At 70.5% G+C, this 17,088-nt stretch carries 11 protein-coding genes; 3 read left to right on the top strand and 8 right to left on the bottom strand.

Going from position 1 to position 17,088, the window contains the following annotated elements; translation table 11 throughout:
* Window positions 1–36: 36 nt before the first annotated feature.
* A complete protein-coding gene (locus ACFY2A_RS21810; protein ID WP_387174069.1) occupies window positions 37–615 on the bottom strand; it encodes a TetR/AcrR family transcriptional regulator in 579 nt (192 codons plus the stop codon).
* A gap of 92 nt (window positions 616–707) precedes the next feature.
* On the opposite strand from ACFY2A_RS21810, the gene ACFY2A_RS21805 reads away from it, so the two are divergent.
* Both ACFY2A_RS21805 and ACFY2A_RS21800 read left to right on the top strand, forming a co-directional pair.
* Window positions 708–1,202 carry a hypothetical protein gene (locus tag ACFY2A_RS21805; protein WP_387174067.1) on the top strand — a complete coding sequence of 165 codons (495 nt, stop codon included), beginning with the start codon at window positions 708–710 and terminating at the stop codon, window positions 1,200–1,202.
* A 351-nt stretch (window positions 1,203–1,553) separates the two neighbouring features.
* Window positions 1,554–1,976 (top strand): hypothetical protein, encoded by a 423-nt coding sequence (locus tag ACFY2A_RS21800; RefSeq protein WP_387174065.1) that lies wholly within the window; start codon window positions 1,554–1,556, stop codon window positions 1,974–1,976.
* A 103-nt stretch (window positions 1,977–2,079) separates the two neighbouring features.
* Here ACFY2A_RS21800 and ACFY2A_RS21795 read toward each other — a convergent pair whose 3' ends face one another.
* The 6 genes from ACFY2A_RS21795 to ACFY2A_RS21770 all read right to left on the bottom strand — a co-directional run bounded on the left by ACFY2A_RS21795 (window position 2,080) and on the right by ACFY2A_RS21770 (window position 14,201).
* On the bottom strand, window positions 2,080–8,265 hold the full coding sequence (locus ACFY2A_RS21795; RefSeq protein WP_387174063.1) for a S8 family serine peptidase: 6,186 nt from the start codon (window positions 8,263–8,265) through the stop codon (window positions 2,080–2,082).
* 14 nt (window positions 8,266–8,279) lie between these two features.
* Window positions 8,280–8,432 (bottom strand): hypothetical protein, encoded by a 153-nt coding sequence (locus ACFY2A_RS21790; protein WP_363924096.1) that lies wholly within the window; start codon window positions 8,430–8,432, stop codon window positions 8,280–8,282.
* Between the two features lie 81 nt (window positions 8,433–8,513).
* Window positions 8,514–11,408, bottom strand: coding sequence for an ATP-binding protein (locus ACFY2A_RS21785; RefSeq protein WP_387174061.1), 2,895 nt, complete (start codon window positions 11,406–11,408; stop codon window positions 8,514–8,516).
* A gap of 271 nt (window positions 11,409–11,679) precedes the next feature.
* Window positions 11,680–12,834, bottom strand: a complete 1,155-nt coding sequence (locus tag ACFY2A_RS21780; RefSeq protein WP_387174059.1) for a winged helix DNA-binding domain-containing protein — start codon at window positions 12,832–12,834, stop codon at window positions 11,680–11,682.
* Between the two features lie 244 nt (window positions 12,835–13,078).
* Complete coding sequence (locus tag ACFY2A_RS21775; RefSeq protein ID WP_387174200.1) at window positions 13,079–13,666, bottom strand: HAD family hydrolase; 588 nt, start codon at window positions 13,664–13,666, stop codon at window positions 13,079–13,081.
* Window positions 13,667–13,712: 46 nt separating this feature from the next.
* On the bottom strand, window positions 13,713–14,201 hold the full coding sequence (locus tag ACFY2A_RS21770) for a GNAT family N-acetyltransferase (protein ID WP_387174057.1): 489 nt from the start codon (window positions 14,199–14,201) through the stop codon (window positions 13,713–13,715).
* A 201-nt stretch (window positions 14,202–14,402) separates the two neighbouring features.
* On the opposite strand from ACFY2A_RS21770, the gene wrbA reads away from it, so the two are divergent.
* Window positions 14,403–15,020, top strand: a complete 618-nt coding sequence (gene wrbA / locus ACFY2A_RS21765) for an NAD(P)H:quinone oxidoreductase (protein ID WP_363924103.1) — start codon at window positions 14,403–14,405, stop codon at window positions 15,018–15,020.
* 94 nt (window positions 15,021–15,114) lie between these two features.
* On the opposite strand, the gene ACFY2A_RS21760 is transcribed toward wrbA, so the two are convergent.
* Complete coding sequence (locus ACFY2A_RS21760; RefSeq protein ID WP_387174055.1) at window positions 15,115–17,025, bottom strand: anthranilate synthase family protein; 1,911 nt, start codon at window positions 17,023–17,025, stop codon at window positions 15,115–15,117.
* Between the last annotated feature and the right edge of the window lie 63 nt (window positions 17,026–17,088).

Genomic DNA, 17,088 nt, shown 5'->3' with positions numbered 1-17,088 from the left:
AGCGGCTTGATGCGACAACATCTCTGATGTTGTCGCCTACTCGGCCGTCGCTGCGGATCGGGGCGCGCGATCGAACAGCAGGTCGACCGCACGCTGCGCAACGTCACTTCGGGTGCGCTGCTCGTGATCGGCGGCCAGGAAGTGCACGCCGATCGCCATGCAGAAGGCGAGCAGGGCGCGGGCCTCGATCTCCTCCGGGTCCGAATAGAAGGCGCCGATCATCTGGCGCAGCAGCGCCATCCGCCGGTTGTCCACCGCGCGCAGCCGCTCGGCGACCACCTCATCGCGCCGCGCCCAGGCGCGGATCGCGAGGTCGATCGGCAGCAACCGGCTACTGGAGAACGTGAGCACGCCGGCCCGCTGGATCTGGCTGCGCGGGTCGCCACCCTCACGCTGGACGCGCGCGATCACCTCGTCCGTGCTCTCGCACTCCCACACGTCGAGCATCGCGCGGAGCAGCGCCTCACGGTCGTCGAAGAAGCCGTAGAAGCCGCCCTTGGTGACGCCGAGCCGCTTCGCGAGCACCTCGACCCGGACGGCGTCCGGGCCGCCCTCGGCCAAGACCAGCAGGCCCTCCTCGATCCACCTGTCGCGAGGCGTGCGGGTGACAGCCACTGCGTCTCACCTCGTTCTGTTGTGTACATCACCGTATATGGTCGCTACAGTAGCTATATACGGCACCGTATATTACGAATGGAGCTGTCCCCATGACCGTAGGAGCCACCGTCGGGGCCGAACGTCTGCCCGCGTCGGTGCGTACCCTCAGCTCCCTGTCCCGGATCGACTACGCCGACCACTTCGTGCTGCCGACCAACGCCGCCGCGACGGTCGAACAATGGGCCCGCGTGATGTTCGGTGACACACCCGACGCCATCGAGCTGTTTCTGTGGCGGGGCCTGATGGGCCTGCGGCTCAGCCGGACCCCGTCGGCGGACACCGTAGCCGGCTGGCGGATCGGCGAGCAGGGCGACGGATGGATCCGACTCGAGGCTGCTTCTTGGTTCCTGGCCGCCAACCTGGTCGTCCAGGCCTCCGGTGACAGCGTGGCTCTGGGAACATTCCTACGCTACGACCGCTGGCTGGCGCACCTGGTCTGGCCCCCGCTGTCGGTCCTGCATCGCCGGCTCGTGCCCGGCGTTCTGCGCAAGGCGGCGTCCCGGATCGCGGCCGGCAAGGTCCGCAGCGGGGTGTCGACCCGATGACCTCCATGATGGAGCGGCCGACGAACACCGTGACCCTGTCCCCCAGCCCGGTGGAGTATCGGCTGGACCAGCGCGGGGACGCGGTCGTCGTGGTGTTTCACGGTGGTCACATGCGTGCCGGTCTGACCTTGGACGAGCGGGTCTACGCCGAGGCGCACATCTCAGTGCTGGCGCCGTCGCGTCCGGGGTACGGCCGCACCCCTGTCACCACCGGGACAACCGTGCCCGGCTTCGCCGACGTGACCGCCGAGCTGTGCCGGCACCTGGGCTTTCAGCGGGTCACGGCGGCGGTCGGCATCTCCGCCGGGCGGGCCGACCGCGGTGGCCTTCGCGGCCCGTCACCCAACCCTGGTGGAGCGGCTGATTCTGCAAGGCGCGTTGGGGCCGCTGCCCTATCCGGACCGCCGCACCCGGCTGTTGGCGCGGCTGATGTTCGCGCCCCGCACCGAGAGTGTGACGTGGGGTGGGATGCGGGCTCTGTTGCGCCGCGCGCCGGAACGAGGTCTGCGGCAGTTGCTCGCCGGCCTGGCCACCCTGCCGGCGGATCAGGTGCTGGCCGAGTTGACCCCGGCGCAGCGTACGCAATTGGTCTGGCTCCTTTCCCGGATGCGCTCCGGCACCGGCTTCCGCAACGACATGCGGCCCCGCGACGACCTCACCGCGCAGGTCACCCAACCGGCCCTGGTGATCGCCAGCCGCCGCGACGGTGCGCGCCTTCCTGACCACCGACCCGAGATCCTGAGCGGGGCGGCACCAGCGGTGGACGGGTGGTAACGCAGGGTGGCGGAGTCGGCCAGTCCTCATAGTTGTGGTCAGAGCCCCCACGGCGATCCGTTCGTGGAGGCTCTGACCACTGTTGACGGATAGGTTGGTTACCTCACAGGCGCGGGTCCTGCTGGACCTTGAGGGCGTTGAGGATCGGGTCGCGCTCGCCCTTCTCGCGGCGAAGCTCGACCTTCAGATCGCCACCGGCGTGCTCGACGGTGACCGTGTTCACGTCGGCGGTCCGCGCACCCACCTTCGCCTGCACATCGTGGTCGTGTAGCGCGACCTTGCCGTCGACCAGAACATCGAAGGCACGCCTGCCGGGCTTGACCTTCTCGATTTCCGCGAAGTCGAGGGCGATTCGGTACTTCCCGGCGGGGGCGTTCTTGAACACGTAGCTGAACGTCTCGCCGGTCCGCTGGGTGCGGAACAGTGCGTCGTCCTCGGTGCCGGCGATGTCGGCCTTTGTGGCACGCGCCTTGCCGCCGACGTAGCCCCACGGGCGCGAATCGAGCCGCTGGTCGGGCGACCAGACGAAGCCGTCGGTGCCGACGTACCCGGAACCGCCGACGTTGACGCCCTTCCAGTAGGCCGAGGTCGCCACGCGGACCTGCTTGAGCTGGGCCTCGCCCTTGCCGGCGTTCGACGCCACGAGCACGCCGCCGGCGAGCAGGCCGGGCTCGACGTCGGCGTTGTCGGCCGTCGCCGTGACCGTGGTGGACTCGCCGACCGCGAGCTCGACCGTGCCGGTTGCCGCCGCGCCAGTGAGGGTCAGCCACGGCAGGTCGGCGGCCTCGTGTCCGCCGTCGCTGGTGCGCTTCTGCTCGCTGATCCGCACCTCGAGCGGGGCGGAGCCGGTGTTTGTCACGGTCACGTCGGCCGTCGCCTTCTGGTCCCTGTCGAGGAGCCAGTCGAGGTCACCTGCCGTGACGGTGGCGACGCCCGTGGTCAACGCAGTGTTGACCACCTCGGCCTGATCCTTCTCGGCGATGGTCACCGGGTGGCTGACGGTGACGTAGTTCGGCACCGATACCTGCACGGAGTTCTCGCCGACCAGCGCCTGGGCCTTCCACCGACCCTTCTCGTCGGCCGTGATGACCCGTTCGCCGCTCGGCCCGTCGAGCGTGACGATCGCCCCCGCGATTGGCTTGCCGTCGTTCGCGTCGGTGACCGTGCCCTCGATCGTGCCCGCGGCCGGGAGGGTGTACTCCAGCCCCAGGCCGGCCTTCAGGATCGGTTCGTTGAAGGAGTACTGGCTCGCGGGGTTGCGCGTCAGGCTCTCCAGGCCGACCGTCGCCGACGCCCCTCGGGTGAGGGGATTCTCTCCGCCGACACCCTCGCCGTACCCGATCTGGACCCGCCCGTCCGCGACCAGGGTGACCGAGAAGCTCACGCGAGCCGTCGGGTCACTGTCGAAGGTGACGTTGCGCCATTCGATGATCTGCGCCGCCAGCCCGTCCACCTCGGTCGTACCGAGGTAGATGCCTGCCTGGGCGTCGACGACGAGGTCGTCCCAGAGCGGATAGATCGCGTCGATCGGACTGCGCGACGGCAGGGCCGTGTTGTTTCTCAGGGTGCTGGAGCGGTCGAAGACAAGCGTGCCGTTCGTCGTCACGCACACGCCATCCCAGGCCGTGTCGTAGAACGGGAACAGGAAGCTGGAGTCGAACCACAGCACCCCGCAGACGTCATCGCCGTGCCACCCGGACTCCTTTGTGCCCTGGCGGTAGAGCCCGTCGGTCACCGTCACCGAGTACGAGCGACCGGCGGGGGCCACCGGCACGGGGCCCGGTTCCGGCTGCTCGGGCTGGGGCTCCGGCTCCGCCGTGTCCGCGCGCGGGTCGCGCGTCACCCGCAGCGCGGCAATGGTCGGGGTCCGTAGTCCCTTGGACCCCCGCAGTTCCACGGTCAGCGGACCACCCTCGTGCTGCACGACGGCGGTGCGCCAGTCGGCGGTGTTCGACCCCACGACCGCGGCGGCGTCGTACGCGTACTCCGCCAGCGATCCGTTCACGAGGACGTCGAACACCCGCTTCCCCTTGGCCACCTTCTCGATCTCGGCAAACCCGAGATCGATCGCATAGCTGCCCTTGGGCGCGTTGGGGAAGCGGTAGAACAGCTCCTTCTGCCGCGTGGTGCGCTGCGACTGGAACAGGGCGTCGTCGGTCGTGCCCTCGATCCCGGCCTTCGTGGTGGCGACCTTCGTCTTGCCCTCGTAGCCCCACGCCTTCTTGCCCGCGGCCTGGTCGGCGGACCAGGTGTAGCCGGAGGCGTCGGTGAACGAGGCGCCGCCGGCGTTGACGCCGACCTGGTACTTCGTGGTCGTGAGCGTCACCGGGACGTAGGTCTTGGACTGGCGTCCGGAGTTGGACCTGACCACGATGTTCGCGCCGAGGACTCCTGGCTTGGTGTCCTTCGAGGAGATCGAGACCTGGACGGTCGTCGACTCACCCGGGGCGAGGCTGCCGCCGGTCGAGGAGAGCGACAGCCACGGCAGGTCGGTCAGCAGGTCGTCCTCGACGTCAACCAGCACGACATCATCGGCGAGTTGGTCCGCCGCCCACAGCGCACCGGTCGCGTCGGTCTCGAGGCCGCCGCCCTGGCGTGGCTTCTGGCCGGGGAACCACCACGCGTTCACCAGCGAGCAGTCGTCGGGGTCGACCTGTAGCAGGCGGGTGGGCCGATTCGAGGTGAAGTCGGTGTACCAGATGGTGTCGGACGTCTGGTTGTAGGCCAGGCCGATCACCTCGGGCAGCGGTGGGGCGCAGAAGGACAGCAGCGCACCCGGGTTGTCGTGCGACGTCCCGGCGACGGTCCCGATCCTGCCGTTCGCCCGGCCGCCGACGTAGAACACGTCCTCCTTCGGGTTGTAGGCGAGTCCGCTCAGTTGCAGCGTCGACCAGTCACCCTTGATCTGCCGGGTCTTCTTCCCGGTCTTCCGGTCGAAGCAGTGGATGTAGCTGGCGGGGCTGTCCTCCATCTGGCACATGTCACCGGTCTTGGTGTCGAGCGCCATGTCGAAAGCCCGGTATGCGGGGTTCCACGACGCGTCGAAGACCTTCCCGGTGGGCTTGCCTGCCACCGTGTAGGCGGTGTTGGTCCGCGCGTTGTAGTCGTGGACCCAGACGTCGCCGTCGTACCCGATGCCGGTAGTCGCCAGGTTTTCGTTCGTGCGTGGGATGGGGATCCGGGTGATGACGTCTCCGCCGGCGGTCGTGCCGACCTTGCCGGCCGCCTGTGCTTCCGCGGCGCTCGACGTCGCCGTCTTGCCGTCGACGTTCGACGGCTTCATGCCGCTCGCACCGGCCTGCCACGCGGTGAGGTCGATCGTGCTGTCCGCGCCCTTCCCGGTGCGCGTGGTGGCGCCCGCGGCGTCGAGGTCGGGGTGGCGCGCGGCCTCGGCCAGGTCATACGTGAGCGGAGCGGAACCGTTGTTGGTAAGCGTCAGCGAGCCCACGCCGTTCTGGTCGGTACCCAACAGCGCGTCGAGGCCGTCGGCCTTCAGGCCGGCGACACCCGTGGTCAGCCGTACGTCGATCTTGGCATTCGCGTAGAGCTTGTCGAGGGTGAAGGGGAATGCCGCGCTCGGGTAGTTCGGCTTGTCGACCGTCATGGTGTAGTCGCCGACCGGAAGCTGCCGATGCACGATGCCCGTCCCGTCGGTCGTGACGGTCTCGACGAGCCCGTTCTCGTTCGTGAAAGAGACCTTGGCCCCGGCCACCGGCAGCCCGTCGTTCTGGTCGACGACGGTCGCGTCGAGGTAGCCGAAGTCAGGCATGTCGTAGGTGACGATCATCCCGTCGTGCAGCACCGGGGCGTTGTCGGAGAACCGGATGCCGTCGACGCCGGCCCAGCCCTGCATGCCGGTGATGGTGCGGACGCCGGCGGTCACCGGGTCGTCGGTTCCGACGCCGTCGCCGTACCCGAAGATCACGGTGCCCGAGCGGGTCAGCGTGGCCGAAAAGTTGACCGGCTCCGTGTACTCCGACCGGATCGGATAGGCCCAGATCCTGGCGTTGCGGAACTCGACGACGAACGCGTCCTCACCGCCGACGTTGGTGGCTGCCGTGAAGACGCCCCCGCCGGGGGCGAACTGGACGGGGGATTGGACGTAGAACGGGAATACGCCCGCACCGCCGGTGCCGGGTCCGCTGATGCCCGGAGAAACCACGCCGCGCAGGCTGACATCGAGGGTGTCGTGACTGCCGTTGTAGAGCGCGACCGGGAACGGCAGCTGTACCGTCGCCCACACGCCACTGGTGAACGCGACCGGGTCGGTGCCGCGCAGGTACTCGCCCTCGGAGACGGCGCAGCTGTAGCCGCCCCCGTCGACGACGAGCCCGACGGGAATCTCCCGCGACTCGTTCTGCGCGCCGACGGTCAGCGGGAGGGTCGTGGGCGAGAAGCAGGCGTTGGGCTTGACGTTGAGCGTGTACCCGCCCTCGGGGACAGCGGTGATCGTGAACGCGCCGTTGGCATCGGTGCGTACCGGCTTCAGCGGGGTGTCCTTGACGGAGACGTCGGCGTTCGGGACGGGCTGTTTCTTCTCGTCGACGACCCTGCCGCTGATGTCGTGCCTCGCGGCGGCCGTGAGTGGCAGCTTGATGGAGGTGTCCTGGCCGAGGGTGATCGTGATGTCTGCGGTCGCGGTCAGGTAGCCGAAGGCCTTGGTACTGAGCTGGTAGTCGCCGACCGGCAGGTTCGTGGTGAACCGACCGTCCTTGTCGGTTCCGATCGACCGGCTGAACGGCCCGCTGATCGTCACCTCGGCGGCGGGGACCGGGGCGCCGTCGGCGGTGACGACACCGGTGAGGGTGCCGCCGTTACGGGGCGCGAGCTCGATCAGGCGGACGAGGTCGAGCCGGCCCTCGCCGTACTTGTTGTTGAAGTCGGCGGTGCCGCCGCACTCGGTGTCGTCGACGTCGACGGCCGACTCGGCGAGCAGGCGGCGGGTCTGCTCGACCTGTCCGATGAGGGTCGGCTCGTAGCTCCACAGCGCCGCGACGGAGCCGGCGACGTGGGGTGCCGCCATCGAGGTGCCGGACAGTTGGGCGTAGCTGTTGTTCGGGTAGGACGACCGGACGCCGTCGCCCGGAGCGGAGATCTCGGGCTTGATCCGGCCACCCTCACCCTCGCCCTTGCGGGAGAACGACGCGAGCGTGCCGTCCGACCGGGAGGCGCCCACGGAGTAGGCACTCGCGGCGGCTCCGGGCGAGGAGACGGTGTCGCAGGCCGCGTACGGCGCGGTGTTGCCCGATGACCAGACGCTGAAGATGCCCGCGGCGCTCCAGGCCTCGTCGATGGCCTGGAAGAAGTCGTCGAAGCTGTGCTCGAGGGACTGGCCCCACGAGTTGTTGATGACGTGCGGGCGCTTGGACGGGTCGGGGTTGTCACCGTGGACGTCGGTCGGGGCGAGCAGCCACCAGCCGGACCGCAGCAGCGACTCGACGCCGGTGCTGTCGCAGCAGCCGTCTGTCGCGATCCACCGCGCGTCCGGGGCGACGCCGACGTGGTTGGTGCCGTCGTCGCCGACCATGGTGCCCATGGTGTGCGTGCCGTGTCCGTCGTCGTCGCAGGGGGTACCCGTGCACGTGCCCCGGGTGGCCATCCAGTTGTAGTTGTGGTCGAAGGTGCCGTCGGGCTTCGTGCCGCGGTACTGGTGCATCAGGGCGGGGTGGTCGAATTGGACGCCCGTGTCGATGTTGGACACGGTGATACCCGCACCGGTGGCGCCCATGGCCCACGCCTGGGGGGCCCGGATGGCGTCCAGACCCCACGTGGAGGTGCCTTCCTCGGCGGCGGCCTTCGGGTCGGCGGGGCGGGCAGCCTGGTCGGCTGGGCCCTTCTCGTCGACGGGCTCGATCAGCGCGACCTGCGGCGTCGCCTGGATCTCGGCGACCTGCTTCTTCGTGGCCACGTCGAGGGCGAGCTTTTCGCTGCCCCCCTTGACGAGCACCGTGTTGACGATCGGGTAGGAGGTGTATTCGACGCCTGCCCGGTCGAGTTCGGCGGAGACGGAATCCAGGGCGTCCTTCGCCGCTGTGGCCAGCGCGTCGTAGACGAACTGACCGCGAGCGTTCCAGTCGGTGACTTTCTTCGCCGGCTCAAGGTCGGCTGCGGTGTCGAACGTGATCCAGAAGTCGGAAGCCGGAGCCGTGCGGAACCGGTCCTTCAGGTCTGAGGCGATCTTGCTGGCGGCGGCGCCTGGATCCGGCTCGGCGGCGTACGCCGGTGCTGCCTGGATCATGCTCAGGCCGACTGCTGCGGCCAGCGAAGCCGCAAGGGCTTTGAGTTTCATGTGGATCCTTCGGCCTACAGGGGTTGGTAGGGGTCGTGGTTCTCGTGGTCGTCGCCACCGTCGGCGTCGTGGGCGTCGGGGGCGCTGACGCGCGGCTCGCGGGGCAGCTCGGTTGGTGGCGGGTGCTCGATGGCGGCATCGTCACGCGCGGATGGTTGCTCAGGCATGCATTGCCATAGGGCTATGGATCATGGAGCCATGCTCGGGTGGACCGAGTGGCCGTCGCTATCCAGCGGATACGTCAATTTTCACGACGGGGCGTCGAGGGAGTCCTCTTCGGCGAACACTCCAGCCTCGACTGCCTTGACCGCGAGCGCGGTCCGGGAGGTCACCTTCAGCTTGCGCATCGCCGCACGCAGCTGTTGATCCACCGTGGCCGGGGACTTGGCCAGGATCCGGCTGATCTCCCGGTTGGTCTTGCCGGCGACAACCAGTTGAACCACGTCAAGCTCGCGCGGTGAGAGCTGGTCGCCGTACCCTCGTCGGCCACCGCGCCACAGTCGCGGAACCTCGGCACCGTGTTCGCGAAGCCGCTGTGCCACACGGTCTGCGTCGCCGCGGGCCCCGAGCCTGAACAGTTGCTCGTACTGTGCGGCCAGCAGCTCTCGGCCGTGTTCGATCTGGCCTTGCGCGATGAGTGCCTCGGCCTGACGTTCCCGGGCGAGCATGGCGTCGTAGGGGCGCGGCAGTGCGCTCCAGGCGCGCGCCGCCCGATCGTATGCCGCCGCCGTGCGGGCGTGGTCTCCGGTCGCGGCGAGCAGCAGGGCACGGCATACGGCGAGCGCGGCGCGGGGCGCAGGCGCCGTTCGGCCCCGCAGTCCCCTGGCGAGCTGGTCGCCCAGGCGGGTCGCGGTCGTGAGGTCGCCAGCGGCAAGGTGCGCCTCGATCCGGGCGGGAACGAGGTCCGTCGCCCAGATCCAGATGCCTTTTCTCCGGACGGTGTCCATCGGCTCGTTCGTGACCTGCAGCGCCCGGCCGCTGTTCCCGTCCGTCAGCCACAGTCTGGCCAGCGCGGCGGCGGCCTCCATCGTGTCGTCGGCTGCGCCGAGACGGGCGGCCTCTTCGAGAACCAGGCGGAACTGCTCCTCCGCGGCACGCCGCCGTCCGGCTGCGGCTGCCAGCCGCGCCGCGAGCCGGATACTGCCGAGGTAGTGCGCCGGCCGGTCGCGGTCGGCGTCGGCGAGTGCCGCGCTCTGTTCCGCGAGACCCTCCCACCGGCCGGTGAGCCACGCCAGGTTGGCCTGTTCGAGTCGGACGTTGTGCTGCAACCGGGACGCCTGCTCGACCTCGGCAAGGCGGATGGCCACGGCGAGGTGTTCCGCCGCGTCGGCGTACCGACCCCAGATCAGAGCGCCCGTCCCGACATTCGTGTGGATGCGGGCCACGTCGAGGCGCTCTGCCGAGGCCGCACCGTCGATGGGTAATGCAGCAACGACGTCCCAGGCCTCCTCTTCGCCGAGCATGAGCAACGCCGCAGCTCGGTTGCCGGCCAGGTTCAGCCGCTCGGCGGGAGAGTCGACTTCGGTGGTGAGTTCGGCGGCGCGATCAAGCCAACGCCGATGGGTCGACGCCGGCCACGGTCCCGCATAGGCCCATCCGAGGTAGGTCATCGCCCGAGCCGCCTCGACCGGGTCATGGTCGAGGTTTGCCACCGCCTGCTCCAGCTCGCTGAGTGCGGCCTGCGCCTCACCCCCGCGGATCAGGAGCCGACCCAGGGGGTTGCGGATCTCGGCCTGCTGGCGGGCGGAGAGGCCGGGGGTCTCCAGCACCGAGCGCAGGGTACGGATCACGCGGTGGTAGACCTCGTCGACCGGTTCACGACGGCCCAGTGCGGCAACCCCGGTGATCCGCGCGACCCGGGTCCGATCCACCGGCGGCAGTACGGCATACCTCAACAGATCGACAAGCAAGTCGACCGCCTTGGTGTGGTCACCCGAGGCCATGGCCCGCTCGGCACCCTGTTCGGCGTATCGCGCCCAGCGCCGGGTTTCGCCCGCCTCCCGGAAGTGGTGGGCAAGGCGTGCTACCGGCTGCGGATGGATGTTCTCCAGGGCGCGGCCGGCCAACAGGTGGAAGTGTCTACGGTCGGTCAACGGGATCGCTTCATAGACAGCCGTGGCGGCCAGCACATGCCGGAACCGCCACTGGCCGCGGTCGTCTGCGTCCAGGACGCCGGCGTCGGCCGCCTCCGCGATGGCGCCCTGACAGGCGGCGGGTGGCAGGCCGGCGGTCGCCGCGATCGTGGCCACCGATGACCGTTCAGCCAACGTGGCCGCGGCCCGCAACACCTGCTGCGCCGTCGGCGACAGACGACCCACCCGCTCCCGGGTGGAGTCGCGCACCGTTGGCGGCACCCGTAGCTCGCGCAGCTTCAGCCGGACCCACTGCCCGTCGCGGAAGACGAGGTCGGCACGGTCGCACGCGAGGCGCACCGACTCCTCCAGCGCCAGCGGAACGCCACCGGTCCGCTCGTGCATGAACGTCGCGAACTCGTGCGATACCGGGTTGCCGTCCAGCATCGAGGACACCAGCGCTGCCGTGTCGTCGGGTCGCATCGGCGCCAGGGCGATCCTCAGCTGGGTCACGCCGGCAGGCAACCGGGACGTCAGCCGCAACAACAGCGACCCGTCGCCCACCTCCTCGGGCCGGTAGGAGATCACGAGGCTTGGCCCGTGCGTTTGCTGCCGAGAGGCGACGAACAGCAGAAACTCCAAGGTCACCTCGTCGGCCCAGTGAGCGTCCTCGAGCACGAGAACGTCGACCCGCAGCGCCCCCAGCAGCTCGTCCAGGGCGCGGAACAGGCGATGCCGTGCCGCCTTCGCGTCGTCCAGGGGTTGCAGTGCGGGCGGCAGGTCCGAGGACCATTCAGGGAAAAGGGGCCGTAACGCACCCGCAAGCGCGGTGAGCGGCAATCGCGACACCGGAGTGTCGACCCCACGGAACGCGTCGACGATCGGTCCCAGGGTCAGCGACTCGCGAAGCGGTGGGCACACCGAGACCAAGGCGGTGCGGTGGTCCGGCGCCGCCAACCATTCGCGCAGCAGCCGGCTCTTCCCGATCCCCGCCTCGCCCTCCACCAGCACGATCGCCGGTGGCCGGGCCACGGCACCCCGCAGCGCCGCCATCTCCCGATCGCGACCCACGAAGGCCGGCGTAGCAACAGTCGGCGAAGTCCCGTCGTCCTCGGGTGAGGGGTCGAGCATGCGTGATGATCTCGCTTTTGGCTGCTTGGGCACAAGTGCCATCGCGGCGAATCCCGTTGCGGGATCCTCAGCCGGAGTGCCGGATCAGGTAGCGCTCTGCGCGCACCCAGTTGGCCTCGCCGATGCGCGGTGCTCGGACCTGGCGGACCGGTCGCGGTGTTGGCGGGGCTCGCCAGCCTGGCCGCCGTGGCCGGCTCGCGGTATCCGTGGTTCAGTCGCTCCAATTGACCCGGGGCGGTAGGGCGAGGAAGTCGGCGTACCGGTGCAGCGCCTGCTCGACCTGCTTGCGGCGGACCGCGTCGAGGTCGGCCAGCGGGTGCACGGTCAGGGTGACGCGGGTCTTGGCCAGGCTGCGTTTCCAGGTGCCGACCACTCGGCCACCGACCACGACGGTGGCCTGGAAGACACCGTTTCCGCCGGGGATGATGGCCTGTTTGTGCTCCGGGGCGAGCATCAGCGCGCGGTCCTTGTAGCCGAGCAGGTATTCGTCGAAGCCGGGCAGGGCCAGCACGTCGTCCACCTCGGCGCGGGGTGCGTCCAGCAGCGGCGTGTGCAGCACCGCCTCGACGCCGTCGACCACGACGGTGGTCAGGTCGGCACCGGCGGCGGCGATGCCGCGCTTGGCGTCGGCGGCGGTCAGGCCCGTCCAGCCGGCGAAGTCCTGCCGGGTGGTGGGGCCGTGGCTGCGGAAGTAGCGCAGCGCCAGGGTGGCCAGCGCCTCGTCGCGGTCGAGTTGACGCTGGCCGGGTGCCCACTCGTCGAGCAGGGCGAAGGTCTGCTCGGTGCCGACGTTGGGGGCGATGCAGGTGACACCGCGTTGGGCCGCGTACCACAGCAGGTGGTAGCCGCGCTGGCCGGCACCGTCGATGCCGGCCGCGACAAGCGCGGCGACGCACTCGGCGCGGGTCAGTCGGCCGCCGCCGGCGAGCGTCTCGCCCAGCACGTCGGCCGCCCGGTCCGCCTCCGCCTCCGACAGGCCGAGGAATTCACGTCGCCTCGCCGCCCCGGCGAGCGCGCGTACGCCGGTCAGCTCCAGCAGCCAGCGGGCGTCGCGGGCCGGCACCAGGTGGATGGTGCCGCGCATCGGCCAGGTCCGTAGGGCCTCCCGGTGCTCCAGTGCGGCGTGCACGTCGGCGTGGGTGGACCCGGGTAGCCGTACGCCCAGCGACCACATGCCGCTGGCCAGGTCCTGTGCCTGCATGGCACCGAACCACTCCACCACGTCGGCCACATTGGTCGGCGGGACGATGGTGGGGTGGGGGCGCAGCAGGAGGCTCGTCATCCGTAGCGCGAGGGCCTCGGAACCGCTGAGCGCGGTCGTATCGGCGAGTGCCACGACGTCGGCCGCCTTCCTGCCGGAACCCATGTCGACGGCAGCATAGGCGCGGACACCGACAACACGGCCGGCCCGGTGGACCGAGCGGTTCCCCTGATCGCGCTACGCCAGCGCCGTTGGTGGCGGAGCGCGATCCCCCGTTCAGGCGACCGGTGCGGGGCGGCGACGGAATCGCCGGCACCGGTGCCATCAGGATGACGTTTTCCTACCTGGCCGAGAACTGTGTTCCGCGCAACTTGCGGATATCTTGAGCAAAGCCGGGCGGTGCTCGCGCTCAGCCCCGGCGGGGCGGCGGCACCCGGACGGCGGCCATACCCGCCGCGGTCGCGGCCTCGATGCCCAGGTCCGCGTCCTCGAAGACCAGGCAGGACCTCGGCGGTACGCCGAGCAGTTCGGCGGCGCGCAGGAACGGCTCCGGGTCGGGCTTGGGGCGGGTGTAGTCGCCCGCGCAGACCAGCACGTCGAACCGGTCGCGGATGCCCAGCGCGTCCAGCGAGGCGGTCACGGCCTGCCGGGTGCTTCCGGAGACCACCGCGAACGGGATGCGTCCGTGCGCGTCGTCGATGTGCCGCAGCACCCCGGGGATGCCGGTGGCGGTGGGCAGTAGCTGCTGGAAACGCGTCTCGCGGTGCGCGACGACCGCCTCCACCGGCATGTCCAGGCCGTGTTGTTCGTTGAGGGCGACGACGATGTCCGCGGTCGGTCGCCCGGCCCAGGCGTAGAAGAGGTCCTCGGGGAAGGCACAGCCCCACAGGTCGAGGGTGTCCCGCCAGGCGGTGTAGTGCTGGGGCATCGAGTCGACGATCGTGCCGTCGCAGTCGAACAGGTACGCCTGGAACTCGCCGGTCGGCAGGGGCAGCATCACCGGCCCAGGCTATCCGGCGGCACGCGACGGCCGCCCTGCCGGCTCAGAGCAGCCGGTACATCACCAGCAGGTCGACGTAGCCGTCCGTGGGATGTCGGAAGCCGTCCGGGATCCGTCCCACCACCTCGAAGCCGAGCCAGCGCCACAGCGCCACCGCGCGGGTGTTGACCGCCACCACCGCGTTGAACTGCATCGCCCGGTAGCCGTCGGCGCGGGCCAGGTCCAGCACGTGCTCGCCGAGGGCCCGCCCGATCCCACGCCCGGCCGCCGCCGGAGCGACCATGAAGCTGGCGTTGGCGACGTGCGCCCCGGGACCGAGCTGGTTGGGGGTCAGCTTCGCCGAGCCGAGGACCGTGCCGTCCCGGTCGACCGCGACCACGGTGCGGCCGGGCGGGGGCACCAGCCACATCTGCCGGGCCCGTGCCTCGTCGACGTCCCGGGGCCAGGTGTACGTCTCACCCGCGCCGACGATCTGCCGCAGGAATGGCCAGATGCCGGGCCAGTCGTCGGCGGTCGCGCTCCTGATCTCCATCACCGGTCAGCCTGCCAGCACGCCGCCGGTGCCGGCTACCGGAAAAACCAGCGGTCTGGCGGCCCCGGCCCGCAGCGGGCCGGCGGCCATCGCGGCGATGCGGTGAACACCGCTTCCGTCGACCGCTGGACACCGCCCGGTGTTTGTCGGCGCAACCATCGGGTAGTCGCCGAAGCTGATCCCGAGAAGGAAGGACGAACGATGGCGGCACAGGTCAAGGTGGCAGTGATCTACTACAGCGCGACTGGCATCACCTACCAGATGGCGCTGGCGGCAGCGGAGGCGGCCGGTGAGGCGGGTGCGGAGGTGCGGCTGCGCAAGGTACGCGAGCTGGCACCGGACGAGGCGATCCGCTCCAACTCGGGATGGGAGGCGCACCGGTTGGAGACCCAGGACGTGGAGGAGGCGCAGCTCGACGACCTCAGCTGGGCGGATGTGGTGATCTTCGGTTCGCCGACCCGCTACGGACTGGTCGCCGCCCAGCTCAAGCAGTTCATCGACACCACCGGCCCGCTGTGGGCGCAGGGTGCGCTGGCCAACAAGGTCTACTCGGGCTTCACCTCCACGGCCACCGAGCACGGCGGGCAGGAGTCGACCCTGCTGTCGCTGTTCCACGTCTTCTACCACTGGGGCGGGATCGTGGTCACCCCCGGGTACACCGAGCCGAGCCAGTTCACCGCCGGCAACCCGTACGGCGCCTCGCACACCAGCAACAACGGCGAGACCGCGCCCGACCACGTCGCGCTGGGGGCGACCGCGCTGACCGCCAAGCGGGCGGTCAGCATCAGTGCGGCGCTCAAGCAGGGTCTGGCCGCCTGAGCGGTCCGGTACGACAGGACCGACGGTCCGGGCGGGGGCTCTCAGACCCGCCCGGACCGTCGGCCGTCCACAGCGCTACCCGGGATCGGGGCGACTATGCCTGCACCGCCGGGGACAACTCACCGGCCGGTGCCGGCAGCAGGTCGCGCAGCAGGTCGGTCAGGACCGCCACCCCGTCCGGGCTGAGCACCGACTCGGGGTGGAACTGCACCCCGGCGAAACCGCGCCCGCGCAGCGCGTGCACCGCGCCGTCGGCCTCGTCGCGGGCCAGCTCCACCGGTCCGTACGGGCCGTCGTGGTGGTCGGTGGTGGCGCGGGCGGTGAAGGTGGCGTAGAAGCCGACCCGGCGGGGTGTGCCAAAGAGGGGGACCGTGCGTTGCAGCCCCTGGTAGGGCGCGTCCCGACGGTGCACAGGCAGCCCGAGCAGACCGGCGAGAAGCTGGTGGCCGAGACAGACGGCGAGCGTCGGGTGCCCGGCGTCCAGCAGGTGCGTGAGCAGGGTGCGCAGCCTGGTCATCTTCTCCGTGTCACCGCTCGGGTCGCCGGGGCCCGGGCCGACCACCACCAGGTCGTACGCCCGGAAGGGTTGCTCGTCGTGCCACGGCCGGACGGTCACCGACAGGCCGAGGGCGCCGAGCTGATGGGCAAGCATCCCGGTGAAGGTGTCCTCCCCGTCGACGATGAGGGCCCGACGGCCGGTCAGGGCGGGCAGGGCCAGGGCGCCCGGTGGCCGCTGGTCCAGCCAGAACCGGGCCAGCGGTGCGTTGCGGGCGGCGAGGGCGGCGCGTACCTGCGGGTCGTCGGCGAGCCGGTGCGTCGGGTGCGGCCCGGCCGGTGCCTGCGGGCCCAGACCGAGGGCGGCCAGCACGCCGGCGGCCTTGGCGTGGGTCTCGGCGACCTCGGCGGCGGGGGTGGAGTGGCGGACCAGGGTCGCACCGACCGGTACCCGCAGCTCACCGGTGGAGGAGATCTCGGCGGTACGGATCAGGATGGGCGCGTCGAGGGTCTGCCGGCCCGTCTCGTCGTGACCGAGCAGGGCCAGCACCCCGGAGTAGTACCGGCGTCCGGTGCGTTCGTGCCGAGCGATCACCCGGCAGGCGTTCTCCATCGGACTGCCGGTCACCGTCGGCGCGAACATCGTCTCCCGCAGCACCTCGCGGACGTCCTTCGAGCCCCGTCCGGCCAGCAGGTACTCCGTGTGCGCCAGGTGCGACATCTCCTTCAGGTACGGCCCGACGACCTGCCCACCCCGCTCGGCGACGGTGGCCATCATCTTCAACTCCTCGTCGAGGACCATGTACAGCTCCTCGGTCTCCTTGGTGTCGGCGAGGAAGCGCAGCAGCGCGGCCCGATCGGCGCCGGCACCGGTGTGCCGGAAGGTGCCGCTGATCGGATTCATCATCACCAGACCGTCGTCGACACTGACGTGCCGCTCCGGGCTGGCACCGACCAGGGTGCGTGCCCCGGTGTACACCACGAACGTCCAGTACGCTCCGCGCTCCCGGGTCAGCAGCGAGCGCAACGCGGCCAGCGCGGCGGTCAGCGGGGCGCCCTGCACCTGGGCGCGCAGGGTGCGGTGGATGACGAAGTTGGCGCCCTCGCCGTGGCCGATCTCGTCGGCCAGCACCCGGGCCACGATGGCGGCGTACTCGTCGTCGCTGATGTCGAAGGCGGCGCCGCTGGTGCGTACCGGGGCGGTCGGCAGCGCCGCCAGCACGCCGGCCAGCGGTAGCCGGTGGCGGTGGTCGATGCGCAGGCATTCCAGCGGTACCCCGTCGTCGACACAGGCGAAGCCCCGCTCGGCGACCTGCCGGTACGGCACCAGGGCCAGCGTCGCCGGGCCGGCGGATGCGGCGGGCAGGGGGATGTCGGCGAGCCGGTCGACGGTCGTCACGGTGCCGGTGAACAGGTCGAGATGCTCGGTGCCCTCGCGGTGTAACAGGGCGAACGGGCCGGGGTCGAGGCCGGCGGCGAGCGCGTTGAGCAGGTCGGTGAGCTGGTGCATCGGTCTCCTCGGGCCGGGTGACCACCGTCGGGGGCGGCCCGGGAACCGGGACATGACCGGCGG

It is taken from the genome of Micromonospora sp. NPDC000442, assembly GCF_042898635.1.
Taxonomy (GTDB): domain Bacteria; phylum Actinomycetota; class Actinomycetes; order Mycobacteriales; family Micromonosporaceae; genus Micromonospora.
This window is presented reverse-complemented; position numbering and strand designations above follow the sequence as displayed.